The organism is Rhizobium acidisoli (genome assembly GCF_002531755.2).
Taxonomy (GTDB): Bacteria; Pseudomonadota; Alphaproteobacteria; order Rhizobiales; family Rhizobiaceae; genus Rhizobium; species Rhizobium acidisoli.
The window spans coordinates 324,342-347,124 of record NZ_CP035002.1; the positions used below are offsets into that span (position 1 = coordinate 324,342).

Consider the following 22,783-nt stretch of genomic DNA (forward strand, 5'->3'; position numbering starts at 1 on the left):
TCTATAAGCTCGGTCTGACCGCGTCCTCACGGCGCCAATGCGTTGAGGGACGGAATGCGCCCTGCCCAGGGGCGGGCCTCTTCAAGCTGAGCGGCAAGCGAAAACAGCAAGCCTTCCCGGCCGAAGCCGGCGGCAAAGTGCGCGCCGATCGGCAGGCCTTCCGGCGACCAGCAAAGCGGGACCGACATGGCGGGCTGGCCGCTCGCATTGAACAACGAGGTAAAGGGGGAAAAGCTGTGGAAACGTTCGATCAGATCCGACAGCGCTTCGCTGTCTTTCATATCGAAGCTGCCGAGCAGTTGCGGAGGCTTGGCAAGCGTCGGTGACAGCAGGACGTCGTAATCCTCCAGAAGCCGCCCCATACGGCGGCCGAAGGCGTGAATGTAATCCACCGCCGCAGCGTAGTTTGCACCGGATACCTCGCCCTTTTCCCGAAGGATGATGCGCGTGCGCGCCTCGAGCGCACCACGGTCGACCGCCCGGCCACCCATCTCTTCGATCATGCCTATGAAGCTTCTGGTCTGGGCGCCGATGATCGTGAAAACGGTATCGTAGTATTCGATCGCATCCACCGGCAGCGTCGCCGTCTCGACATGATGGCCAAGTTCCTCGCAGAGCCGGGCTGCGTCCTCGACCGCCTGCAGGCACTGGCTGCTGGTTCCAAAGGGATCGAGCTGCGTGACCAGGCCGATACGCAGGCGGGCCGGCCGTTTCGCGCAGCAGGAGAGAAGACTGTCTTCGTCATGAGGGGCGGCATAGGGCGCGCCGGTCTCCATCCCGCTCAGGGCATCCAGCATTGCGGCGCTGTCGCGGACGGAAATCGACATGATATTGTTACATCCCATGCCGGCCCATCCTTCCCCGATCATCGGCCCCATCGGCACTCGACCCCTGGATGGTTTCAGGCCGAATATGCCGCAGCACGAGGCTGGAACGCGCAGCGATCCCCCGCCATCATTGCCGAAGGCAAAGGGGACGGCTCTGGCTGCCACCAGCACCGCCGATCCGCCGCTGGAGCCGCCAGCCGTATGTTCGAGCGACCAGGGATTGGCGGTCTTCCCGAAAAGGCGGCTTTCCGTTGTATAGGAGGTGCCGAATTCCGGCGAAGTCGTCGTGCCGAGGATCGAAATGCCGGTGGCCCGGCCCCGTCTCACCACTTCCGCATCGAAGGGTGCGACGACGGTGCCGCAGACCAGGGAGCCGTTGGTCATTCTTGCGCCCGCGACGGGCATGAAGAGATCCTTGATCACCGTCGGCACGCCATCGAAAACGCCGCCCGGTGCGGATGCTGTGGTCATTGCCATCGCATCGTCGCCGAGATCGTCGACGATTGCATTCAGGGCTGGATTGACCCGGCGAATGCGCGCAACGGCCTCGCTGGTAACGCTTCGGCGCGAGAGCCGGCCGCTGCCGATGGCCGCGGCGAGCGCAAGACCATCCGGCGTGGCGAGACGTGACAAGTCGTTCATGCTGAATACCTTTCCTCGGTATGAAAAATGCGCCGGAGCGCCCGCGACGCGCCGGCGCAAGGCCGCGTCGAGCCGTCAGGAGGGGAGTACCCGCCGTCCTTTTTCGCGGTGGAGGAGCCAGATACCGGCCCAGATGAGCGCTATGGCCAGAACGACGCCGGCCCAGAGGTTGATCGCCGCGGGAATTCCCTGCGGTGTTCCCCCGAAGCCTTGCGCGAAAGCCAGGATGATGAGCGGGCTTGCGAATTGCCCGAGATAGAGTGCCGAGGTGAAGCCGCCGACGCCACGCGCCCGATAGCGGGCGGACAATGTCTGCAACAGCGGCAACATGGCGTTCGGCACCAGAAAGCCCGCACCCAAACCGTGAACCGCGACTGCGATCATGACGGCGGCATAACTTCCGGCACTTGTCAGCAGCCACAGGCCGAGCGCCAGCAGCGAAAGCAGGAGGACATTGACGCCGGCGGTGCCGAGACGCCGGCGGGCGCTCGGCCAGGCGAGCGACCCGACGAGTGTGGCCAGCAGCCCGAGACCGGTGCAAAGACCGATAAGCGACGACGAGGTCGTGCCGAGCGCGACCAGAAGCCCGGGCGCCATGACAGGCACGATGAAGCTTGCGATCATGCCGGTGAAGACCAGCAGATAGGAAGCCGTGACGGCGCCGAGGATCCTTGGCCGCGAAAACGTATACTCCCGGACGTCCTGCTCGGCGCGGCGCGCCGGCTCCCACAGCGTGCGAGCGATGAAGGGGAGCAGAAGGAGCGGCAGCAGATACAGATAGAATGGGTAGCGCCAGTTCGTCTCGCCGGCAGCACCGCCCAGCACGAAGAAGATCGAACCGACGATGCCGATCGTCACCACTTGGCGATTGACATAACGCGAGCGGTCCTCGCCGGTCCAGTAGTCGGCAATCAAGGTCGTGCAACTGGTCATGATGATCGCTTCGGCGCAACCAAAGGCGAGGCGCGCGGCAAGCAGACTGCCCAGATCGTCGAGGACCGCCGGCAAGAAACCGAAAAGGGCATAGAGAAGGCTGCCGACGATCAGCATCGTCTTACGGCCGAGCCGATCCGCAAGGAAACCGACGGCCGGAGCAAAAAGGGCGATCGCAAGCGCCGGTCCCGTGGCGACGAGGGGAACCAGTTCGGCCGCCCGCGGCGAGGATGGCGCGAATTCCGCAGCAAGCTTGGGCAGCATCGGCGCGATCATGACGGCGCCCATGATCGTCAGGCTGCTGGCAATCTGGATTACCAGGCCCTGCTTCGGTCCGGCTTGGCGGTCGGCGCCGCCGGGGAAAGAAGAATGACTCATCTCAACCTCCTCAGAAAGCCATACCGATGCGGAAGGCGACATTGACCCCTTCAGCCCGGTTCTCGGCAGCAAATTCGCGGTAGGCATGCAGGCTCATCACCGGCAGACCAGGTTCAAAGAAGCTGATGGCGGGTCCGAGGGCCATGACACGCCCACGATTGCCGTCGCCGGCCGTCGGTCCCGTATCATCGCTGAGCTGCTGGTAGACATATCCGCCGGCCCCGAGGGTCCAGGGGCCGAAATGCTGACCGACGGCGAATTCCTGTTTGTATTCGACGCCGCTGGTATAGTCCGTATCCGGGTTCTCCGTATTGAAGTTGAGCTCGATTCGCGAGGAGATCTCAAAGCCGCCGTCGGTGAGATAGGTAAAACCGACGAGGGGAGCGATTGCCCAATGGTTGGTGCCGACGTTGAAGGGCTCATTGACGTCATAGGAGCCCGTCGGCGCCTGAACCTGCAGGCTGGCATTGACGAAGAGATTGGGTGGCGCGTTCCACTGCAGCATCAGCGGCATGATCTGGATATCGCCGAGTGCGAAATCCTCGCCGGCCAGTGTGAACGGCCCGCCCGGCGTCGGCACCGTGAGACTGCCGTTGATGTCCATCAGCGGAATGATGGTGCCGAACCCGACCGAGGCGCCGAACAGTTGGGTCTCGCTCATGTGGATGTAGGCGAGGCCGATCGTTTTGACCGTCAGATCGAAATCATTGTCGATCCTGTCGCCCCTGCCGTTCTTCACGACGTCGGCGGAGTAGTAGGCCGCTCTGACGCCGACCGTCCCGAAGGGCGTTGACGGCGGGAGCATGCCTGCGCCGAAATCGGTGACGCCGAATGGCGTGATCGTCGCGCCGTTCTCGGCGGCGAAGACGCCGGGTACGAAACAGAAGGCATTGAAAATCGCGGCACCCGCGGCAAGGCCGAGGGCGCATCCACATGCGCTGGTCTTCATGATAAGGTTCCCCTGCTGGTCTCTTCTGAACCAGTTCGGGGATTTTAGAAGATCAGCGCCGCCAGGCGTTATCCGTTTTCGGCACGGCCGGAAAACTTTGCCATGCCGGCAGTGCTTTCCCGTCGCGCACCGTTGCCGATGGAAGCTCGCCGAAGTGCTTCCGATAATCTTCGGCAAACCGGCTCCAGTGCCAGAATCCCCACCGGGCGGCGATATCGCCGATCGAAACGCGGACGCCGAGCTGGGCATGGTGGCGAAGCTCGCGACGCACGCCATTGAGCCGGATAGCCCGCAGCACATGGGTCGCGCTCTGGCCGTAAGAGCTTAGGAAGCAATTCTGCAGATGGCGCCGGCTGACACTCAGCCGACGGCAAATCCCGCCGATATCGAGTGTCTCCGAAGCGTCGGCAAGCGCCAGCGCCCGCGCCCGATCGGCGGTGGTCTTGCGTGGCGTGTCCTCGCGCGGCTCGACCGACACCGATGCGGCCAAGGCTTCCACGATATGCTCGATGATCGCATTCTGAATCTCTCGGCGGGCGTTCTCGAAGCCGAGCACCGCCGGCCGTTGCGAAATCTCGCAGAAAAGCTCCCGAAACAATGCTTGCAAGAGGTGGAGCCGAGACGGCGGAATCACCAATATTTCCTGCCGCCGGAGACGCTGGGCAAGCGCGGCATGGCCGAGAGCGTCTGCCTGTAGCGCAAACCACTGCCGATCGAGTGCGATGCAGACGAGGTCGAGTTCGACGGGTGTCACGAGTTCCGGCAGGTCCTGTCCGTCCGCAAGCAATCCGGACGGATAGGCGATCGGCCGCCCGCCCGTCCAGCCGTCTCCCGACGCGGCCAATGGCAGGCTGAACACGACCGACCCGGCCCAGCCGGCGCCGCGCTTCAACAGCGCGCGGTTGGTGCGCTCGCGGATCAATTGAAGATGCTCGAAGCGAGTTTGGAACAAATGGCTCTCGAAAGGTCCTTCCGACAGTTGAAGACATTCGAGTTGCCAGCCGTTGATCGCCATACCATGCTCGCACGCATCATGCTCGGCGCGCATCGCGGCCTGCGGCATCTGTGCCGCACTCGTCTGCGGTTCCCTACCTCTCATCCACCCTCCCTCCCCGGACGGTCGAAGAAAGAGAACATGTTAAGCAATTTTTTGCAAGAAGCGCTTGACAGCGCCTGATATATTTAACATGTTAATAAAAAGAGCTAGCGATCGGGGAGGATCGATGCCACATCTCACCATCGAATATTCGGCCAATCTCGATGGCCGCGCCGATATCGGCGCGCTCTGCGAGGCGCTGCTGAAGACCGTGCTGGAGACGGACCTTTTCGAACTCGGCGCGGTGCGCGTGCGCGCCCTGCGCGCCGATCACTATGCGATTGCCGACCAGCTCCCGGAAAACGCCTTCGTCGATCTGAACTTCCGCATCGGCAAGGGCCGCACGGCCGAGGAGAAGAAGCGCACCGGCGAAGCGATCCTTGCGGCGGCGGCCGACATCCTCGGCCCGCTCTTCGAGACGCCGCATTTTGCGCTATCGCTGGAGATCCGCGAGATCGATGCGGAGCTGAGTTGGAAGAAAAACGCCCTCCATCCGCGGCTTCGCGGCAAGTGACAACACCCCCACCGCGGGACGAGACAACATCAGGGAAACAGACGATGTCCAAACTGCAGGAAAACATCGCAAAGGCCGAAACCTATCTTGCGAAGTTCAAGGAGCGCGGCGTCCTCAACCGCATCAACGGCGAGGACGTGAGGGGTGGTGACGGGGAAACCTTCGAGACGCTCTCGCCGGTCGATCTGAAGCCGCTCGCCAGCATCGCCCGCGGCACCGCCGCCGATATCGACCGCGCCGCCAGAGCCGCCAAATCGGCCTTTGCCGAATGGGCCGCCATGCCGGGCGATGCGCGCAAGAAGCTGCTGCATAAGATCGCCGACGCGATCGTCGCGCGGGCCGAGGAGATCGCTTTCGTCGAATGCATGGATACCGGCCAGTCGCTGAAGTTCATGGCGAAGGCGGCGCTGCGCGGTGCGGAAAATTTCCGCTTCTTCGCCGATCGCGCGCCTGAGGCCCGTGACGGCAAGGCGCTGCGCGCCGACGGCCAGGTGAACCTGACGACGCGCGTGCCGATCGGCCCGGTCGGCATTATCACGCCGTGGAACACGCCCTTCATGCTGTCGACCTGGAAGATCGCGCCGGCCCTTGCTGCCGGCTGCACCATCGTCCACAAGCCGGCCGAATTCTCGCCGCTGACGGCCCGCCTGCTCGTCGAAATCGCCGAAGAGGCCGGCCTGCCCAAGGGTGTGTGGAACCTCGTCAACGGCTTCGGCGAGGATGCCGGCAAGGCGCTGACCGAACATCCGCTGATCAAGGCGATCGGCTTCGTCGGCGAAAGCCGCACCGGCTCGATGATCATGAAACAGGGCGCCGACACGCTGAAGCGAGTGCATTTCGAACTCGGCGGCAAGAACCCGGTCGTCGTCTTTGCCGACGCCGATCTCGAACGCGCCGCCGATGCCGCCGTCTTCATGATCTATTCGCTGAACGGCGAGCGCTGCACCTCGTCGTCGCGCCTGCTGGTCGAAGACAGCGTCTATGACAGGTTCACCACGCTCGTCGCCGAAAAGGCCAGGCGCATCAAGGTCGGCCACCCCCTCGATCCCGAAACGGTCATCGGCCCGCTTATCCATCCCGTGCACGAAAAGAAGGTGCTGGAATATATCGCGATCGGCCGCTCCGAAGGCGCGACGCTTGCCGCCGGCGGCGAGAAGTTCGATGGCCCGGGCGGCGGCTGCTATGTCTCCCCCACCCTCTTTACCGGCGCCGACAACAAGATGCGCATCGCCCAGGAAGAGATTTTCGGGCCGGTACTGACAGCCATCCCCTTCAAGGACGAAGCCGACGCGCTGGCGCTGGCCAACGACGTCCAGTACGGGCTCACCGGTTATCTCTGGACCTCCGACGTCACCCGCGCCTTCCGTTTCACCGACCATCTCGATGCCGGGATGATCTGGGTGAACTCGGAAAACGTCCGCCACCTGCCGACGCCTTTCGGCGGGGTCAAGAACTCCGGCATCGGCCGCGACGGCGGCGACTGGTCCTTCGATTTCTACATGGAAACCAAGAACGTCGCCTTCGCCACCAAGCCGCACGCCATCCAGAAACTCGGCGGCTGAGCCATACTGATAAAGAGGAGGAACCCATGCCCCTGCCGACACCCAATCTCTATCCGCCCTTCAACATCGTGCGTCTCAGCCATGTCGAACTCGGCGTCACCGATCTCGCCAAGTCCCGCGCCTTCTATGTCGATACGCTTGGCCTGCAGGTGACGGATGAGACCGTCGATACCATCTATCTCAGGGCGCTCGAAGAACGCGGCCATCACTGCATCGTGCTGAAGAAATCCGGCAAGGCCGAAGCCCGCGACCTTGGTTTCAAGGTCTTCGGCGACGAGGATCTCGACAAGGCCGCCCATTTCTTCAAGGACAAGGGCCTGCCTGTGGAATGGATCGAGCGCCCCTATCAGGCGCGCACCTTCCGCACCCGCGATCCGCACGGCATTCCGCTCGAATTCTATTCGAAGATGGATCGCCTGCCGCCGATCCATCAGAAATATGCGCTCTACAAGGGCGTCAAGCCGTTGCGCATCGACCACTTCAACTGCTTCTCGCCGAATGTCGACGAGAGCGTCGCCTTCTATAACGAGCTTGGCTTCCGCGTCACCGAATATACCGAGGATGCCGAGACCGGCCGTCTCTGGGCCGCCTGGACGCACCGCAAGGGCGGCGTGCACGACATCGCCTTCACCAACGGCCGCGGCCCGCGTCTGCACCACACCGCTTTCTGGGTGCCGACGCCGCTCAACATCATCGACCTGCTCGACCTGATGGCAACCACCGGATGGGTCTCCAACATCGAGCGCGGCCCGGGCCGCCACGGCATCTCCAATGCCTTCTTCCTCTATATCCTCGATCCCGACGGCCACCGCATCGAGATCTACTGCTCGGACTACCAGACGGTCGATCCCGATCTGGAGCCGATCAAGTGGGACCTCAAGGATCCGCAGCGCCAGACACTTTGGGGCGCACCGGCTCCCAAATCCTGGTTCGAACATGGTAGCCTGTTTGCCGGCGCCGAGGTGGTCGAGCCTGAGTTAAAGGCACAGCCGATCATCGCGCCTTGAACGTTTACCCCGAAAGCGGGCGAAATCGTCCGCTTTTCAACGTTGGCGAGGATAGAGTCATGGAATTGAAAGACGCAACATTGTTCCGGCAGGCCGCATTGGTCGGCGGCGATTGGATCGAGGCGGGGGACAATGGGATCGCGGTTGATAATCCCGCGACCGGCGAGATCATCGGTCGCGTTCCCAATCTCGGCGCAGCCGAGACCAAGGCGGCGATTGCCGCGGCCGAGATTGCGCAGAAGGAATGGGCCGCCCGCACCGCCAAGGAGCGGTCGGTCATCCTGCGCCGCTGGTTCCAGCTTATGATGGACAATCAGGACGATCTCGGCCGCATCCTGACGGCGGAACAGGGCAAGCCGCTCGCCGAAGCCAAGGGTGAGATTGCCTATGGGGCGAGCTTCATCGAATGGTTTGCCGCGGAGGCGCGGCGCGTCTATGGCGACATCGTTCCCGGCCATCAGAAGGATAAGCGCATCCTGGTGATGAAGCAGCCGATCGGCGTGGTTGCAGCCATCACTCCGTGGAATTTCCCGAATGCGATGATCACCCGCAAGGCAGGGCCCGCCTTTGCCGCCGGCTGCGCCATGGTGTTGAAGCCGGCCTCGCAGACGCCGTTTTCGGCGATCGCCATCGCCATCCTTGCCGAGCGCGCCGGTTTTCCCAAGGGCCTCTTCAGCGTTCTCACCGGTTCGGCACGCGCAATCGGCGGCGAGATGACTGCAAGTCCCGTCGTGCGCAAGCTGACCTTTACCGGTTCGACCGAAGTCGGCGCCGAGCTCTATAGGCAGAGTGCGCCGACCATCAAGAAGCTCGGGCTGGAGCTCGGCGGCAATGCGCCCTTTATCGTCTTCGACGATGCCGATCTCGATGCGGCGGTGGAAGGCGCGCTGATCGCCAAATTCCGCAACAACGGCCAGACCTGCGTCTGCGCCAACCGCCTCTATGTGCAGGAGGGCGTCTATGATGCCTTTGCCGAGAAGTTGTCGAAGGCGGTGGCCACGTTGAAGACCGGCAATGGCCTTGACGAAGGCATCAATCTCGGCCCGCTGATCGACGAGTCCGCCCTTGCCAAGGTCGAGGAGCATGTCGCCGATGCGCTGTCCAAGGGCGGCCGCGTCGTTGCGGGTGGCCATCGCCATCGGCTCGGCGGACGCTTCTACGAGGCGACAGTGCTCGCCGACGTCACCCCTGCCATGGCTGTGGCGAAGGAAGAGACGTTTGGACCCGTGGCGCCACTCTTCCGCTTCAAGGACGAAGCCGATGTGATCGCCCAGGCCAACGACACCGAGTTCGGCCTTGCCTCCTATTTCTACGCCAAGGATCTCGCCCGGGTCTTCCGGGTCGCCGAGGCGCTGGAATACGGCATGGTCGGGGTCAATACCGGGCTGATCTCGACGGCCGAAGCCCCCTTCGGCGGCGTCAAGCTTTCCGGCCTCGGCCGTGAAGGCTCGAAATACGGCATCGAGGAATTCACCGAAATCAAATATGTCTGCCTCGGCGGTATCGCCTGAGGCCAAGAGAAGGCCCGAGACAAGCATGACCCATCCACGATTCCTGTCCTTTTCCAGAAACGGCCGTCATGGCTATGGGCTTGCCGTCGAGGGCGGCGTCATCGACCTGTCGGCTCGCCACGGCGCAAGCTGGGCGAGCCTTCGCGAGGTGATCGAGGCGGGCCGCCTCGTTCAGCTCGCCGAGGAGAGCAGATCATTGCAGCCGGATTTCGCGCTTCACGACATCCGCTTCGAAATTCCCATTCCGGCTCCGGAGAAGATCATCTGCGTCGGGGTCAATTTCCCCGACCGCAACGAGGAATATAAGGACGGCCAGGCAGCCCCCTCCAACCCCTCGCTGTTCATCCGTTTTCCCCGTTCCTTCACCGGCCACGGCGAGGCGTTGATCCGCCCGCCGGAAAGCCCGCAGCTCGATTATGAGGGCGAGATCGTCATCGTCATCGGCAAAGGCGGCCGGCGGATCGCCGAGGCCGACGCCTTCTCCCACATCGCCGCCCTGTCGCTCTGCAATGAAGGCACGATCCGCGACTGGGTGCGCCATGCGAAGTTCAACGTCACCCAGGGCAAGAATTTCGATCGTACCGGCGCGATCGGCCCCTGGTTGATCCCCTTCACCGACGCCGCGCAGCTCGAGGACATCAAGCTCGAAACCCGCGTCAACGGCGAGGTTCGCCAGAGCGACCGCACCAGCCGGATGATCTTCTCCTTCCGCAAGATCATCAATTACATCTCCACCTTCACCACTCTCGTTCCCGGCGACGTCATCGTCACAGGAACGCCGACGGGCGCCGGCGCCCGCTTCGATCCGCCGATCTGGCTGAAGCCCGGCGATGTCGTCGAAGTCGAGGCCGACGGGCTCGGCATCCTGAAGAACACCATCGCCGACGAGGTGTTCTGATGCTGTCGCAGGACGAAATCCAGGTGGCGGCCGAAAGCCTCGACCAGGCCGAGCGAACCCGCGTCCAGACTGGGCTTTTGTCGCTGAAACACCCCGCCATGGACATGGACGACGCCTATGCCGTCCAGAGCGCCTGGGTGAAGAAGAAGATCGCCGGCGGCCGCAAGCCGATCGGCTGGAAGATCGGGCTGACATCGAAGGCGATGCAGTATGCCCTCAACATCAACATCCCCGATTCCGGCGTGCTCATCGACGATATGGTCTTCGAAGACGGCGCGACCGTACCGGCTGACCGTTTCATCCAGCCGCGCATCGAAGCCGAGATCGCCTTCGTGATGAAGGCTCCACTCAAAGGGCCAAACGTCTCGATCTTCGATGTCTTGAACGCCACCGACTACGTGACGCCGGCGCTTGAAATCCTCGATACGCGCATCCTCCGGGTCGATCCCGACACGAAGAAAGCGCGCACCATCGTCGACACGATTTCGGACAATGCCGCCAATGCCGGCATCGTCACCGGCGGCCGCGCCGTGAAGCCTGACCAGATCGACATGCGCTGGATGGGCGCGATCGTCAGCCGCAATGCCGAAGTCGAGGAGACGGGGCTTGGGGCCGGCGTCCTCAACCAGCCGGCCCGCGGCGTCGCCTGGCTCGCCAACCGGCTGGCGCAATATGGCGATGGCATCGAGGCTGGACAGATCGTGCTGGCTGGTTCATTCATCCGTCCGATCGAGGCGCGGCACGGCGACACCATTCATGCCGATTTCGGCCCTTACGGCTCGGTCAGCCTCTATTTTGCATGAAGGAGCAAAGACATGCCGGCGCCTAAGAACCTCTTCAAGCAGGCCCTGAAAGAGGGGCGGGCGCAGATCGGTCTCTGGCAGGCGCTCGCCAGCCCCTATACGGTCGAAATCTGCGCCGGCGCCGGTTACGACTGGCTGCTGCTCGATGCCGAACATGCGCCGAACGACGTGCCGCTTCTCGCCTCGCAGCTGCAGGCCATGAAGGGATCGGCAAGCCATGCGGTGATCCGCCCGCCGGTCGGCGAGACCTGGATCATCAAGCAGATGCTCGATATCGGCGCGCAGACGCTGCTCATTCCGATGGTCGACAGCAAGGAGATGGCCGAAGCTATGGTCCGCGCCGTGCGTTATCCGCCGCAGGGTGTGCGCGGCGTCGGTGCTGCCCTTGCCCGCGCCTCCGATTTCAATCGCATTCCAGATTATCTCCAGACCGCCAATGACGAGATCTGCCTGCTGCTGCAGGTCGAATGCCGCGCGGGGCTTGCCGCGCTCGACGCGATTGCCACGACCGAAGGCGTCGACGGCGTCTTCATCGGCCCCTCCGATCTCGCCGCCGACATGGGTTATCTCGGCCGACCGGGCGCGCCCGAAGTGCAGGCCGAAGTCGAAAAGGCGCTTGCCAGGATCCAGTCGCACGGCAAGGCCGCCGGCATCCTGATCGGCGATCTCGCCCTTTCCAAGCGCTATCTCGAACTCGGCGCCACCTTCGTCGCGATCGGCAACGACGTCATGCTGCTCGCCAATGCCACGGCCAAGCTGCTCGAAGACTTCCACAAGGCCGAAGCGGCCAGGCCGGCGGGCGACGTGAAGGTCTACTGACCTCCCGCATCCCGCAGCGTTTTGCACGCTCAGTCAAAACGGACTGCACGCCTGGGCAGGACGCCTCCCGGCCTTTCGACCATGATAATCGAAAGGTCCAGGAGGAAGAGATATGCGTTTCAGCAATAAGACGGCGCTGATCACCGGCGGCGGCACCGGCATCGGTGCTGCGGTCGCCCGGCGCATCCGGCAGGAAGGCGGCAATGTCGCGCTCGTCGGCCGGCGCCCCGAACCGCTTCGCGCCGTTGCCGATGAGATCGGCGCCAGCGTCATCACGGCCGATGCGGCTGACGGCGCCGCGATGCGGGAAGCACTCGAAACGGTCGTCGAGGACTTCGGCGGGCTCGACATTCTGATTGCCAATGCCGGCGGCCACGGTGTCGGGCCGACGATCAGCATGTCCGATGAGACCTGGGACCTCGCCATCCGGATGAACCTCAATACCGCTTTTGTCAGCGCCCGCGAATGCCTGCCGCATCTGATCCGGAGCAAGGGCAATATCGTCGTTCTCGCCTCGATCGCCGGGCTGTTCGCCGGGCCGGATGCGGCTGGTTACGTCACGATGAAGCACGGTTGCATCGGGCTTGCGAAGTCGCTGGCGCGCGACTACGGCCGCAAGGGCGTGCGCACCAACACGGTCTGCCCGGGGTGGGTGAGGACGGCGATGGCTGACGAGCAGATGCAGGCCGTGGTCGAAAAATTCAAGCTCAGGAATATCGACGAGGCCTACGCGCTCGTTACCAAGGATGTGCCGCTCGGCCGGCCGGCCACCGCAAACGACGTGGCCGGCGCGGTCTGCTTTCTCGCCTCGGCTGAGGCGGCGATGATCAACGGCGCCATCCTGACCGTCGATGGCGGCGCCGGCACCGTCGACCTGCCGACCCTTGCCTTTGCGGATTGATATGAGGAGGAGAGAGCGATGAACGACAAGCCGAAGGATTGGAAGACTTACGACGAATTCGCCTATGGCATCGACACCAACCGGCTGCCGGCAACGGAGGCGCTAGCCGGCTCTGTCCATAGGGTCAACTTCGACGATGGCCGTCGGCTCGAACTTTCCTTCGGCAAGGGTGAGGTCCGCTGGTCCGACGGCAAGGAAAGCGCGACCGACAGGGCTGAGGTGATCGAGGTCGGGTCGAATACCTATTTCGTCGAGATCGTCTTTGCCGGCCGGCCGCAGGAAGCCGAAACGCTGATCGTCAATGTTCAGACCCGCCGAGCGCTTTCGATCTATTCCATCGTCCGCGATGCGAAGGATGCCGTCGGCGAGCCGCAGGTGGCGCAGATCTTCCGGCCCGGCATCGTCGAGGGCGCCGCTGCCGGCGGGCCAGCGCCGGCCGAAAGCCGCGACCTCATCGGGCTCAGGGCGCATTTCACCTACAGCCCCAATCACGTCTACGAACACACGTACCTTTCCTCTGAGCGCTACGCCTGGCAGTGCTTGGTCGGTGTCCAGCGCGGCCATGGCGACGTCGATCTGACGACCACCTACAAATTCGACGAGAACCAGTACGTCTTCACCTTCCGCGAGTTCAAAATCCCGGTCGCTTCCACCTTTTTCTATAATTTCGACGACATGCGCTCGACCGGCAAATTTCTCGGTATCGCCGGTGACGGACGCATACAGAACAGCCCGGCCGGCGCCTTCATCCGCAAGGCCTCGATGACCTATTACCTGCCGGGCCAGGAACCGGTGTGAGGACAAGACAATGAAAAGAGCTTTCGACATCGTAAAGGCGCATTACGACGCCAACGACCGCCGCGATATCAACGGCATGCTGGCCGACATCGCATCCGACTGCCGCTGGACCGAAATGGACGGCTTTCCCTGCGCCGGCACTTATGTCGGTCCGCAGGAAGTCTGCAAGAATGTCTTCCAGGCGCTCGGCGAGACATTCGACGGCTATACCTTCAAGCTGGAGCGCCTCCTCGATGCCGGCGACGACGTCATCGCCATCGGTGACTATAGCGGCACCCACCGGCAGACCGGCAAATCCTTCAAGGCCCGCGTCATCCATGCTTGGCGCGTGGCGGACGGCAAGATCCGGCGCTTCGAGCAGTTTACCGATACGCTGCGCGTCGCTGAATCGATGCGATAGAATCCGGGCGGCCCGGCGCAAAGCCGGGCCGCCTCAGGAAAGCGCGGCCTTGCGCCATTGCGACGGCGAGACAGCGTAGCGGGCGCGGAAAGCCCGCGAAAAATGCGCGCTGGAGGAAAAGCCGAGCGCAAAGGCGATCCCCGATATTTCGCCGCTGTGGCCGCCGGCCTCGCGCAGCTTCGCCGCGGCCCGTTGCAGCCGCAGGTCCCAGATATAGTCGGAGGGCGTCAGCCGCTCGGCCTCGAATGCGCGATAGATGTAACGCACCGAGCAGCCCATGCGCCGCGCGATCATGGCGATGGTGAGATCCGGCCGGTCGATATTTCGGGCGATGAAGTCCTTGATGCGCGCCAGCAACAGGTCAAGCGGGTTGACGACCTGTCCGGCCGGACCTTCGCCGATCATGGTGCGGACGAGGTCGATCATGGTCTGGCCGACGCTTGAGCGCCGCGCCGCATCCAGATGGCCGATCTCATACATGGTCGATTCCATCAGCGACAACAGAATGCGGCACATGCCGTCATGCTCGGCATGCGCGCTGAAGGGTGCCGCCAGCCGTTCGACGGCGGCCTCCGGCAATGCCTGCCGCGGCAGTTGCAATAGCAGCTGGCGAACCGGCGTACTGTTTGTCAGCACATAGGGCCGGCGCGGATCATAGATCACAAGCGCATTGCTGGAGACCGGCGCGTGCAAGCCACCCTGGGTGATCGAGGCGCTGCCTTCGGTCTGCAGGATCAGCTTGATCGCGTCGGGATCGTCGGGCCCCGCCGTCACCCGCTCGCCGAAAACCACATGCCGGTCGGCTTCGAGCCGCGTCAGCCGGCAGGCTCCCAGCATGGCCGAGAGCATCGAACTCTTCTCCTCGTCGGCCGCAGTGAAATCGAGCCTGACATTGCCGAACAGCGCGCGGGCAAGCCCGGCGAATTCCTGGCCCCGAGCCGTCTCGATAGGGCGGTAATCAGCGGAAAAACGCATGACATCCTCCTCGCTTCAGCTCGCCAGATAGGCGCCGTGGAGAATGTCCGGCTGCCCTTTCAGCGTCGCGGCGGGACCGTCGAAGACGAGGCGGCCGCGCTCCAGCACGAGAGCCTTATCGGCAAGATCCAGCGCCAGATTGGCGAATTGCTCGATCAGCAGCACGCCGATGCCGCCGGCAGCGGCAATCTTCAGCGCCTCGGCCAGACGCTTGACCACGGCAGGCGCCAAGCCGAGCGAAAGCTCGTCGACGATCATGAAACGCGGCTTTGCGACGAAAGCCTGTGCCATCGCCACCATCTGCTTCTGACCGCCGGAAAGATCGGAAGCCGACTGACGCCGGCGCTCGGCAAGCTCGGGAAAGATCTCATAGGCGCGCTCCAGCCCCTGCCGGCGCGCCGTTGCCGAAGGATCGAGCGCGGCGACGAGGATATTGTCCTCCACCGACAATTGCCCGAGCACGCGGTGCCCTTCCGGAACGAGCGCAAGGCCTGCCCGGCGAATGCGGTCGGGCACAAATCCTTCGAGCGCGACATCGCCCAGACGCACCGCTCCGCCGCGCGGCAGAACACCCGCCATGGCCATGACCGTGCTCGATTTCCCCGCTCCGTTGGCGCCGAGCAGGGTCGTCACCTTGCCGGCCGCGACCGAAAAGGAAATGTCGTGGATGACGCGTTTGCCGCCGCGTTCGACGACGAGGTTTTCGACGCGGACCTCGGAATTCCCGCTCATCTCAGAACTCCCCTAGATAGGCGCGCCGCACGTTCGGATCGGCGAGCACGGCCTGCGTCGGGCCGAGGGCCAGGAGCTTGCCGTAGTCGAGCACCATGGTTTCGCTGCACATGGAGCGGATAAGGTCGACGTCGTGATCGATGACCAGAACCTGCGCCCGGAATTCCGCGGGGATGCGCAGCACCAGCTCGCGAAACGCCTTTCCCTCCTCCTCGGTCAGGCCGGCGGCCGGCTCGTCCAGCAGGATCAACTTCGGCTCGCCGACGACACATTTCGCCAGTTCGACCAGGCGGCGCTGGAAGAGATTGAGCGATTGCCCCAGTCGGTCGGCAGCGGCGCTGAGACCGACGAAGGAAAGCGCCTCGTCCACGGCTTCGGAGCGATGCGGCGCGCCAACCACATGATCGGCGATCGCCGCGATATTGCCGGCGACGGTCAGGTCCTCGACCACCTGTTCGGTCTGGAACGAGCGGCGCAGGCCGGCGCGCACGCGCTGCAGCGGCGTCATCGGCAACAGCGCCTGAGCACCGAGCGACACAGTCCCCTGAACCGGCCTGATGAAACCGGAGAGCACGTTGAGCAACGTCGTCTTGCCGGCTCCATTCGGGCCGATGAGGCCCGCGACCGGTGCGGTGAGCACGGCGCTGAGCTCGTTGATCGGCTTCACACCACCGAACTGGACGACGAGATTGTCGATGGTGATCATCGTGCCCTCCCCCTTGATAGGCCGCTGTTCAGACGGGCGAGCAGAGCTGCGATCTGGCCGGCTATGCCGGTCGGCGCCGTTGCCAGCGCATGGAACAGGGCGACGCCGAAAATGCCGATCGTGACATAACCATCGATACCGAGATCGGTCAGCAGCGCCGGCACCGCGCGCAGCAGAAGCCCGGCGATCAGCGCGCCATACCAGTTGAAGACACCGCCGACGATGGCGAGCGCGAAGAGGTTGAGGCTCTCAAAGGCGCCGAAGGCGCGCCCGTCGAGCTGGCCGACATTGCCGGCCAGCAGCCCGCCGGCAAGGCCGGCGAGCAGGCCGCTGAGCGCAAAAGCCCAGGCCTTGTAGATGAGAACGTTGACGCCGCTCGCGACTGCGACAGTCTCGCCCTTGCGGATCAGCGCCCAGGCCCTGCCGGGACGCGCAAGCTTATGCCATTGCGCGATCAAAAGACCGATCGCCGCTGCCGCGCAGACATAGAGGAAATAGGCAATCTCGCCGTCGGCCATGGCAGGCCTCGCCAGCATTTCGCGTCCGGAGCCGTCCGCCCGACCGAGAAAACCAGGACCGCCATCAGGAAAACCCCAAGCGCTGATGATGATCTGGAAGCCGCCGGCGAGCATCAGGGTGACGAGCGCGAGGTAGAGACCACGCAGCCGCAAGGCCGGCACGCCGAAGGCGAGCCCGACCGCGGAGGCGACGATGCCGCCGGCAAGCAGGCTGACCTCGAAGGGCGGATGAAAGGCGTGACCGATGCGCAGCGTTACCCAGCCGCCGACGCCGACGAGGGCGAACTGGCAGAGCGAAACCAGGCCGAGCTGACCGTAGAGAATGGCAAGACCGGCAACCGACAGCGACAGCGCGACGGCCGATGTTGCCGCCGAAAGCCAGAAGGAATTGGCGAGAAAAGCGACCACGGCTGCGAAGAGCGTCATTGCCACGGGGACATGCAGAAGCTGCTTCGGCAAGCGGATCATCGGCGGGCCTTCGGTCTTGGAGGCGATCGTTTGCGGCTGAACGCTCATCGGTCTTTCAACGCGGCCTTCGCCGTGCCTCCCAGGATCGTGACAGCGGCAAGCGCGATGATGAAGGGGGCCGCCGCGCGATAGGGCGATATCCAGGCAATCGGCGTCAGTGCCGCCTCGGCGATGCCGATCAGAATGCCGGCAACCGCCGTTTCCCAGAGCGAGCGCAACTGGCCAAGGATCGCCGCGGCAATGGCCGGGATGACCAGCAGGGTCAAAAACGTGCCCTGCAGGCGCACAAGATCGGCAAGCAACAGGCCGGCCAGGCCTGAGAAGATACCGGTGATGATCCAGGCGGCCGTCTCGGTATGGAGGACGCGTACGCCGAGCACAGCGCTGAGATCGCGATCATTGGCAAGTGCGCGCATGTCGAGGCCAAGCCGCGTGCGAGAAAGCAGCAAGGTGATCGCGACGACCATGGCGACGGCAAGAAGAAGGGCGATGATACGGGTGTAGGTGAGGCGCACGGCAAAGAGCGACACAAACATCTGGTCGGTCGGAAATTGCAGGCGGCGCGGAAGCTCGGCCCAGGTGACGCCCATGACCGCGATCAGGACGAGCGCCGGCGCTAGCGTGCCGACGGCGCGCACGACGGTGTCGCGATGCGACAGCATCGGCGCGAAGACCCGGCCATAGAGGAAACTGATCGCCGTCGAGACGGCAACGGCGACAAGGATGGCGACGCCGAGCGGCATCTTCCATTCGAGCAGCTGCCAGGCGCAATGTGCGCCGATCGCGCCGAAGGCGCCGAAAGCGAAATTGAGAACACCGGTCGCGCGAAACAGCACGACGAGGCCGACGCCCGACAGGGCATAGACCGCTCCGATCCCGAGCCCCGAAATGATGAAAGGAAGAATGTTCATGGGCGATCCTCTGGGACTTATCATGCTCCGCGGGTGATGCCGCGGAGCATGATGGCAGACGCAGGCTCAGTTGAGACCGGCGGACTTTTCGAAGGCGCGGATGTCCTTCAGCTCAGGATCCGGCGACGGCGCGCAGTCGGAGACGACTTTCCACTTGCCGCCCTCGCTGACGGCCATGCGCGTCGTCGAATTGGCGTTGTGGCGGGTCTGGCCGTCACCGAAATACCAGGGCGCGCAGAAGATATCGCTCTTGAAGCCCTTGATCCCCCGCACGGCGGCCGAAGCCGTCTCGCGATTGATGTTGGCGGGATCGAGCGTCATCAGCGCCGTTTCGGCAATCCGTGCCGCGAGATAGCCGGCCTGGGCGAAGGTATCGCGCGGATCCGATTTCTGGCCGTACTGATCCATGACGGCGAGCCAGTTCTGATTGTCGGGCGTCGTCGCTTCGAGATCGTTGAATTCCATGTTGACGATGAAATTGCCGTCCCAGCCGCCGCCGATCGTGCCGGGAACCGAGAGATCATAGGCGGAGGCGGCGCTGAGGAACTTGATGCTCTGGTTCAGCCCCTGTTCTTCGGCGGCGGTCAAGAGCGGCACGGTGACGCCCTTGGGCAGGCCGAGGATGATCACATCCGGCTTGGAAGCCGCGGCCTGCAGGATGGTCGATGTGGAATCGGCGGTGCCGGGATCCATCAGGATTCTGTCGGCCTTCAGGCCCTTCTCCTTGGCAAGCTGGATGATCCCGTCGCAGGACCAGGTTCCGACATTCGGAATGTTCGGGCCGATGCAGACGACCGACTTGGCATTGAGCTGATCGAGCGCATAGCCCATGGCGCCGAGCATCGAGACGCGCGGACCGGCATTGGTGGGCGCGTAATTTGCCGCGAAGAAGCATTCGCGGGGGACGCCGACGCCGGCGACGACGAGAATGCCGGATTTCTTGTAGAAATCGGCATTGGCGCCGCATTCGACGAAACTCGAATTGCCGACCATCAGCACGGCCTTCTCGTCATTGACGAGCTTGGCCGCAAGCTGCGCGGCGATCTCCGGATTCCACTGGTCGTCCTCGACCAGATATTTGACCGGTCGCCCCTTGATGCCGCCATTGGCATTGAGGCAGTCGAAATAAGCCTTGGCAGCCTTGGTCGAATTCGAGAAATCGTCCGGCCCGGTCTTGCCGGTGATGGCGCCGATCACGATCGGCTCGCCGGTTGCCGGCTTGCCGCTATTGTCGCCGCAGGATGCGGCGGCATGGGCGCTGAACGCCGAAACGAGCGTCAGAAAAAGGCCGATTGCCAGCCCTCTTGGATTTATAGGCATTGTCTCCTCCAGTTGTTGCCCCGCTCCCCACGGGGTAGTGCGATCGGCGATTTCGGGCTCAGCCGGAAATCGCCTTTCCCGTCATGAATGCGGCAGCCTTTGCTGCAATCATCATCGTCGGCGCGTTGGTATTGCCCGACACCAGCGTCGGCATCACCGAGGCGTCGCAGATACGCAGCCCCTCGACGCCGCGCACCTTGAGATCCGATCCGACGACCGCCATGCGATCATCAGCGCGGCCCATGCGCGCCGTTCCCGCCGGATGGAAGACGGTCTTGGCCGATTGCCTGATGTAGTCGCGCAGGGCCTCCGGATCTTTCTCGACGCCGGGTTTCGGCAGCACGCGGCGCTTGACCAGCTTGGCGAGCGCCGGGGCATCGAGGATGCGGATTGCCGTTTCGACACCGCGCACCAGTGTCTCGATATCGGCGGGATCAGACAGCAGATTGGCGTTGAAATCGGTCTGCTCCCTGGGATCGGCGCTTTTCAGCCTGATCCAGCCGCGCGACCGCGGCCGGAGGTAACACGGCCCGATGCTGAGGCCGTGGCCGGGCTCCGCTTCGCGGTCGACGAAGCCGATCAGCACCGGCAGCACATGGAACTGCACATCCGGCTGGCCGGTGCCTGCGGTATCGACGAAGCCGCCGCATTCGACGACGTTGGACGACAGCAGCCCGCGATGCGAGGTGAGATAGCGCAGCATATGGCCGGCGGCCCGCAGGCCCCTGTCGTGGCCGAGGATCGAGATCGGCTCGCGCGTCTCGCCTTGTACCGGCACTTCGAGATGATCCTGATAATTGGCGCCGACCCCCGGCAGATCGGCGATCACCGGGATGCCCAGCGCGGCAAGATGCGCACCATCGCCGATCCCCGACAATTGCAGGATCTTCGGCGTGGCGATGGCGCCTGCGGTGAGCGCGATTTCGCGCGACGCCCTGAAGGTCGCACCATCGAGCAGTTCCACGCCGGTCGCCCTCTGCCCCTCGAACAGCAGGCGCGCCACCTTGCGCTCGGTCAGCACGGTGAGATTCGGCCGCTTCTCCGCCTCGCGCAGAAAGGCCTGGGCTGAGCTCCAGCGCCGGCCGCCGTGGGTGGTGCTCTGATAAAAGCCGACGCCCGCCTGATCGGCGCCGTTGAAATCGTCATTATGGGGAATGCCGATTTCGGTCGCCGCCTGGACGAAGGCCTCGCTCAGCGGATGCCGATGGCGGGGATCGGAGACGTGCAGGCCGCCCTTCTTGCCGTGGAATTGGCCGTTCAGCCGCTCATTGTGCTCCAGCGAGCGGAAGGCCGGAAGCACATCGTCATAGGACCAGCCCTCGCAGCCCATCTGCGACCAGGTGTCGTAGTCATTGCGATGGCCGCGAATATAGATCATCGCATTGACCGAGCTGCCGCCGCCGAGCACATTGCCCTGCGGCACGATGCTCGGCCGGCCGTTCAGGCCTTTGTCCGGGTTCGATGCATAGGGATGGATATCGATCCCCTTGCCCAGCACCTTGAAAAAGGTCGCGGGGATATGGATCCACGGATCGGCGTCGCGGCGGCCGGATTCGATCAGGAGCACCTTGTGCGCTGGGTTTTCCGACAGGCGGTTGGCCAGCACGCAGCCCGAGGATCCGCCACCGACGATGATGTAATCGTAAGTCGTCATGGCTCAGCTCAACACCGTCTGGATCGTTGTGAATTCCTTCAGCCCATCGGCGCCGAATTCGACGCCGATGCCGGATTGTTTGACGCCCCCGAAAGGTGCGTTTGGCTGGATCGCGCCATGTTTGTTGATCCAGACCGAACCGCATTCGAGCTGCATGGCATAGCGCTTCGCCTTCTCGACATCGGCAGACCAGACCGAGCCGCCGAGACCGGCCGGATTCTGGTTGGCGCGGGCGATCACCTCGTCGAGATCGCTGTAGCGGATGATTGGCAGGGCCGGTCCGAACTGCTCCTCATCGACCAGCCGGACACCATGGTCGACATCGGCAACCAGCGTGATCGGGTAGAAATAGCCGGGCCGATCCAGCGGCGCGCCGCCGGTCAGAATGCGGCCGCCCTTTGCGCGCGCGTCGTCGACGAGCTCGCGCACCTTGTTGAACTGCAATTCGTTTTGTATCGGACCGAGGATGCTTGCCTCATCCAGGCCGTCGCCAATGGTGATCTTGCCGGCATAATCGGCAAGTGCTGCGCAGACCTCTTCATAGATGCTGTCATGCACATAGAGGCGTTTCAGCGCCGCGCAGGTCTGGCCGTTGTTGATGAAGGCGCCCCAGAACAGGCCCTCGGCGATGGCTTTCGGATCGACGTCGGGCAGCACGATGCCCGCATCGTTGCCGCCAAGCTCCAGCGTCAGCCGCTTCAGGGTGGCCACCGCCGAGGCCATGATCTTCTTGCCGGTTTCGGTCGAGCCGGTGAAGGTCATCTTGGCAATGCTTGGATGGGCGGAAAGCGCCGCACCGATGCTGTTTTCGCCGGTGATCACATTGACGATGCCGGCCGGCAGCACCGTGTTGATGATCTCGACGAGACGGATGGTCGAGAGCGGCGTCAGGGGCGACGGCTTGATGACGACGGTATTGCCGGCCCGCAGCGCCGGCACGATGTGCCAGCAGGCGATCATGACCGGCCAGTTCCAGGGCGTGATCGAGCCGACGACGCCGATCGGCTTGCGATGCAGCTCGACACGGCCCTCATTGTCATCCTGCAGGATTTCGACTGGCAGGTCGAGTTCGGCCGTATGGCGCGTCCAGGCAAGTGCTGCGCCGATTTCGAAGCGCGATCCTAGACCGTTGAGCGGCTTGCCCTGCTCCCGGGTCAGGATCTGCGCCAGTTCTTCGGCGTGCTCGGCAATCTTCTCGGCAATGGCCCGGCAGGCCGCGGCGCGTTCTTCATTCGAGGTCTGCGACCAGCTTTTGAAGGCCTCGGCAGCGGCGGCAACGGCCCGGTCGAGATCGGTTTCCCCGGCAAGCGGCATATAGCCGACGATTTCGCCGTTCGACGGATTGGCAACCGGCGCATGATGGGCGGTGGCGACAGTTTCGCCACCGATGAGCAGGGTAGACTGCTTCACGATATTCTCCTCCCGTGACATTGGGGAGGACTATGACTTTGGCTGGAAAAA

General features: G+C 63.7%; 22 protein-coding genes. 10 read left to right on the plus strand and 12 right to left on the minus strand.

All coding sequences use genetic code 11. From position 1 onward, the window contains the following. Positions 1–26 precede the first annotated feature (26 nt). The 4 genes from CO657_RS33890 to CO657_RS33905 all read right to left on the minus strand — a co-directional run bounded on the left by CO657_RS33890 (position 27) and on the right by CO657_RS33905 (position 4,828). Positions 27–1,469, minus strand: a complete 1,443-nt coding sequence (locus tag CO657_RS33890) for an amidase (protein WP_054183517.1) — start codon at positions 1,467–1,469, stop codon at positions 27–29. Positions 1,470–1,544: 75 nt separating this feature from the next. Beyond that, positions 1,545–2,780, minus strand: a complete 1,236-nt coding sequence (locus CO657_RS33895; protein ID WP_054183518.1) for an MFS transporter — start codon at positions 2,778–2,780, stop codon at positions 1,545–1,547. 10 nt (positions 2,781–2,790) lie between these two features. Beyond that, positions 2,791–3,729, minus strand: a complete 939-nt coding sequence (locus tag CO657_RS33900) for a SphA family protein (RefSeq protein WP_082366291.1) — start codon at positions 3,727–3,729, stop codon at positions 2,791–2,793. Between the two features lie 52 nt (positions 3,730–3,781). Then, the gene (locus CO657_RS33905; protein ID WP_082366292.1) at positions 3,782–4,828 is read right to left on the minus strand and encodes a helix-turn-helix domain-containing protein; all 1,047 of its coding nucleotides are present in this window, start codon (positions 4,826–4,828) and stop codon (positions 3,782–3,784) included. A 124-nt stretch (positions 4,829–4,952) separates the two neighbouring features. On the opposite strand from CO657_RS33905, the gene CO657_RS33910 reads away from it, so the two are divergent. From CO657_RS33910 to CO657_RS33955, 10 genes are all read left to right on the plus strand, one after another. Then, the gene (locus CO657_RS33910) at positions 4,953–5,339 is read left to right on the plus strand and encodes a 5-carboxymethyl-2-hydroxymuconate Delta-isomerase (protein ID WP_054183520.1); all 387 of its coding nucleotides are present in this window, start codon (positions 4,953–4,955) and stop codon (positions 5,337–5,339) included. 44 nt (positions 5,340–5,383) lie between these two features. Continuing rightward, entirely contained in the window at positions 5,384–6,901 is a 1,518-nt protein-coding gene (gene hpaE, locus CO657_RS33915) for a 5-carboxymethyl-2-hydroxymuconate semialdehyde dehydrogenase (RefSeq protein ID WP_054183521.1), read from the plus strand. A 26-nt stretch (positions 6,902–6,927) separates the two neighbouring features. After that, entirely contained in the window at positions 6,928–7,908 is a 981-nt protein-coding gene (hpaD, locus tag CO657_RS33920; protein ID WP_054183522.1) for a 3,4-dihydroxyphenylacetate 2,3-dioxygenase, read from the plus strand. Positions 7,909–7,967: 59 nt separating this feature from the next. Beyond that, complete coding sequence (gene gabD, locus CO657_RS33925; RefSeq protein WP_054183523.1) at positions 7,968–9,419, plus strand: NADP-dependent succinate-semialdehyde dehydrogenase; 1,452 nt, start codon at positions 7,968–7,970, stop codon at positions 9,417–9,419. A 25-nt stretch (positions 9,420–9,444) separates the two neighbouring features. After that, entirely contained in the window at positions 9,445–10,317 is an 873-nt protein-coding gene (locus tag CO657_RS33930; protein WP_054183676.1) for a fumarylacetoacetate hydrolase family protein, read from the plus strand. Then, positions 10,317–11,120: a 2-oxo-hept-4-ene-1,7-dioate hydratase gene (gene hpaH, locus CO657_RS33935; protein ID WP_054183524.1), complete on the plus strand. Its 804-nt coding sequence runs from the start codon at positions 10,317–10,319 to the stop codon at positions 11,118–11,120. Before CO657_RS33930 ends, hpaH begins: the two co-directional genes overlap by 1 nt. A gap of 12 nt (positions 11,121–11,132) precedes the next feature. Further along, on the plus strand, positions 11,133–11,939 hold the full coding sequence (hpaI, locus tag CO657_RS33940) for a 4-hydroxy-2-oxoheptanedioate aldolase (protein WP_054183525.1): 807 nt from the start codon (positions 11,133–11,135) through the stop codon (positions 11,937–11,939). Between the two features lie 112 nt (positions 11,940–12,051). Beyond that, the gene (locus tag CO657_RS33945) at positions 12,052–12,840 is read left to right on the plus strand and encodes an SDR family NAD(P)-dependent oxidoreductase (RefSeq protein ID WP_054183526.1); all 789 of its coding nucleotides are present in this window, start codon (positions 12,052–12,054) and stop codon (positions 12,838–12,840) included. An 18-nt stretch (positions 12,841–12,858) separates the two neighbouring features. Beyond that, entirely contained in the window at positions 12,859–13,638 is a 780-nt protein-coding gene (locus CO657_RS33950) for a MoaF C-terminal domain-containing protein (RefSeq protein WP_054183527.1), read from the plus strand. 10 nt (positions 13,639–13,648) lie between these two features. After that, positions 13,649–14,038, plus strand: coding sequence for a nuclear transport factor 2 family protein (locus tag CO657_RS33955; protein ID WP_054183528.1), 390 nt, complete (start codon positions 13,649–13,651; stop codon positions 14,036–14,038). Between the two features lie 33 nt (positions 14,039–14,071). Here CO657_RS33955 and CO657_RS33960 read toward each other — a convergent pair whose 3' ends face one another. From CO657_RS33960 to CO657_RS33995, 8 genes are all read right to left on the minus strand, one after another. Then, positions 14,072–15,013, minus strand: a complete 942-nt coding sequence (locus CO657_RS33960; protein WP_054183529.1) for an AraC-like ligand-binding domain-containing protein — start codon at positions 15,011–15,013, stop codon at positions 14,072–14,074. Positions 15,014–15,028: 15 nt separating this feature from the next. Then, on the minus strand, positions 15,029–15,745 hold the full coding sequence (locus tag CO657_RS33965; protein ID WP_054183530.1) for an ABC transporter ATP-binding protein: 717 nt from the start codon (positions 15,743–15,745) through the stop codon (positions 15,029–15,031). Between the two features lies 1 nt (position 15,746). Continuing rightward, a complete protein-coding gene (locus CO657_RS33970; protein ID WP_054183531.1) occupies positions 15,747–16,451 on the minus strand; it encodes an ABC transporter ATP-binding protein in 705 nt (234 codons plus the stop codon). Continuing rightward, positions 16,448–17,485 carry a branched-chain amino acid ABC transporter permease gene (locus CO657_RS33975; RefSeq protein ID WP_054183532.1) on the minus strand — a complete coding sequence of 346 codons (1,038 nt, stop codon included), beginning with the start codon at positions 17,483–17,485 and terminating at the stop codon, positions 16,448–16,450. Before CO657_RS33975 ends, CO657_RS33970 begins: the two co-directional genes overlap by 4 nt. Next, positions 17,482–18,348, minus strand: a complete 867-nt coding sequence (locus tag CO657_RS33980) for a branched-chain amino acid ABC transporter permease (RefSeq protein WP_054183533.1) — start codon at positions 18,346–18,348, stop codon at positions 17,482–17,484. The genes CO657_RS33975 and CO657_RS33980 overlap by 4 nt, the downstream gene beginning before the upstream one ends. A 66-nt stretch (positions 18,349–18,414) precedes the next feature. After that, positions 18,415–19,668, minus strand: coding sequence for an ABC transporter substrate-binding protein (locus tag CO657_RS33985; RefSeq protein ID WP_054183534.1), 1,254 nt, complete (start codon positions 19,666–19,668; stop codon positions 18,415–18,417). A 58-nt stretch (positions 19,669–19,726) separates the two neighbouring features. Continuing rightward, the gene (locus CO657_RS33990) at positions 19,727–21,322 is read right to left on the minus strand and encodes a GMC family oxidoreductase (RefSeq protein WP_054183535.1); all 1,596 of its coding nucleotides are present in this window, start codon (positions 21,320–21,322) and stop codon (positions 19,727–19,729) included. 3 nt (positions 21,323–21,325) lie between these two features. Then, positions 21,326–22,732 (minus strand): aldehyde dehydrogenase family protein, encoded by a 1,407-nt coding sequence (locus tag CO657_RS33995; protein ID WP_054183536.1) that lies wholly within the window; start codon positions 22,730–22,732, stop codon positions 21,326–21,328. Positions 22,733–22,783 lie beyond the last annotated feature (51 nt).

Excerpts from the sequence above, each read along its gene's own strand:
- CO657_RS33890 (WP_054183517.1), bottom strand. The coding sequence starts at position 1,469 with ATGAACGACTTGTCACGTCTCGCCACGCCGGATGGTCTTGCGCTCGCC.
- CO657_RS33895 (WP_054183518.1), bottom strand. The coding sequence starts at position 2,780 with ATGAGTCATTCTTCTTTCCCCGGCGGCGCCGACCGCCAAGCCGGACCG.
- CO657_RS33900 (WP_082366291.1), bottom strand. The coding sequence starts at position 3,729 with ATGAAGACCAGCGCATGTGGATGCGCCCTCGGCCTTGCCGCGGGTGCC.
- CO657_RS33905 (WP_082366292.1), bottom strand. The coding sequence starts at position 4,828 with ATGAGAGGTAGGGAACCGCAGACGAGTGCGGCACAGATGCCGCAGGCC.
- CO657_RS33910 (WP_054183520.1), top strand. The coding sequence starts at position 4,953 with ATGCCACATCTCACCATCGAATATTCGGCCAATCTCGATGGCCGCGCC.
- hpaE (WP_054183521.1), top strand. The coding sequence starts at position 5,384 with ATGTCCAAACTGCAGGAAAACATCGCAAAGGCCGAAACCTATCTTGCG.
- hpaD (WP_054183522.1), top strand. The coding sequence starts at position 6,928 with ATGCCCCTGCCGACACCCAATCTCTATCCGCCCTTCAACATCGTGCGT.
- gabD (WP_054183523.1), top strand. The coding sequence starts at position 7,968 with ATGGAATTGAAAGACGCAACATTGTTCCGGCAGGCCGCATTGGTCGGC.
- CO657_RS33930 (WP_054183676.1), top strand. The coding sequence starts at position 9,445 with ATGACCCATCCACGATTCCTGTCCTTTTCCAGAAACGGCCGTCATGGC.
- hpaH (WP_054183524.1), top strand. The coding sequence starts at position 10,317 with ATGCTGTCGCAGGACGAAATCCAGGTGGCGGCCGAAAGCCTCGACCAG.
- hpaI (WP_054183525.1), top strand. The coding sequence starts at position 11,133 with ATGCCGGCGCCTAAGAACCTCTTCAAGCAGGCCCTGAAAGAGGGGCGG.
- CO657_RS33945 (WP_054183526.1), top strand. The coding sequence starts at position 12,052 with ATGCGTTTCAGCAATAAGACGGCGCTGATCACCGGCGGCGGCACCGGC.
- CO657_RS33950 (WP_054183527.1), top strand. The coding sequence starts at position 12,859 with ATGAACGACAAGCCGAAGGATTGGAAGACTTACGACGAATTCGCCTAT.
- CO657_RS33955 (WP_054183528.1), top strand. The coding sequence starts at position 13,649 with ATGAAAAGAGCTTTCGACATCGTAAAGGCGCATTACGACGCCAACGAC.
- CO657_RS33960 (WP_054183529.1), bottom strand. The coding sequence starts at position 15,013 with ATGCGTTTTTCCGCTGATTACCGCCCTATCGAGACGGCTCGGGGCCAG.
- CO657_RS33965 (WP_054183530.1), bottom strand. The coding sequence starts at position 15,745 with ATGAGCGGGAATTCCGAGGTCCGCGTCGAAAACCTCGTCGTCGAACGC.
- CO657_RS33970 (WP_054183531.1), bottom strand. The coding sequence starts at position 16,451 with ATGATCACCATCGACAATCTCGTCGTCCAGTTCGGTGGTGTGAAGCCG.
- CO657_RS33975 (WP_054183532.1), bottom strand. The coding sequence starts at position 17,485 with ATGAGCGTTCAGCCGCAAACGATCGCCTCCAAGACCGAAGGCCCGCCG.
- CO657_RS33980 (WP_054183533.1), bottom strand. The coding sequence starts at position 18,348 with ATGAACATTCTTCCTTTCATCATTTCGGGGCTCGGGATCGGAGCGGTC.
- CO657_RS33985 (WP_054183534.1), bottom strand. The coding sequence starts at position 19,668 with ATGCCTATAAATCCAAGAGGGCTGGCAATCGGCCTTTTTCTGACGCTC.
- CO657_RS33990 (WP_054183535.1), bottom strand. The coding sequence starts at position 21,322 with ATGACGACTTACGATTACATCATCGTCGGTGGCGGATCCTCGGGCTGC.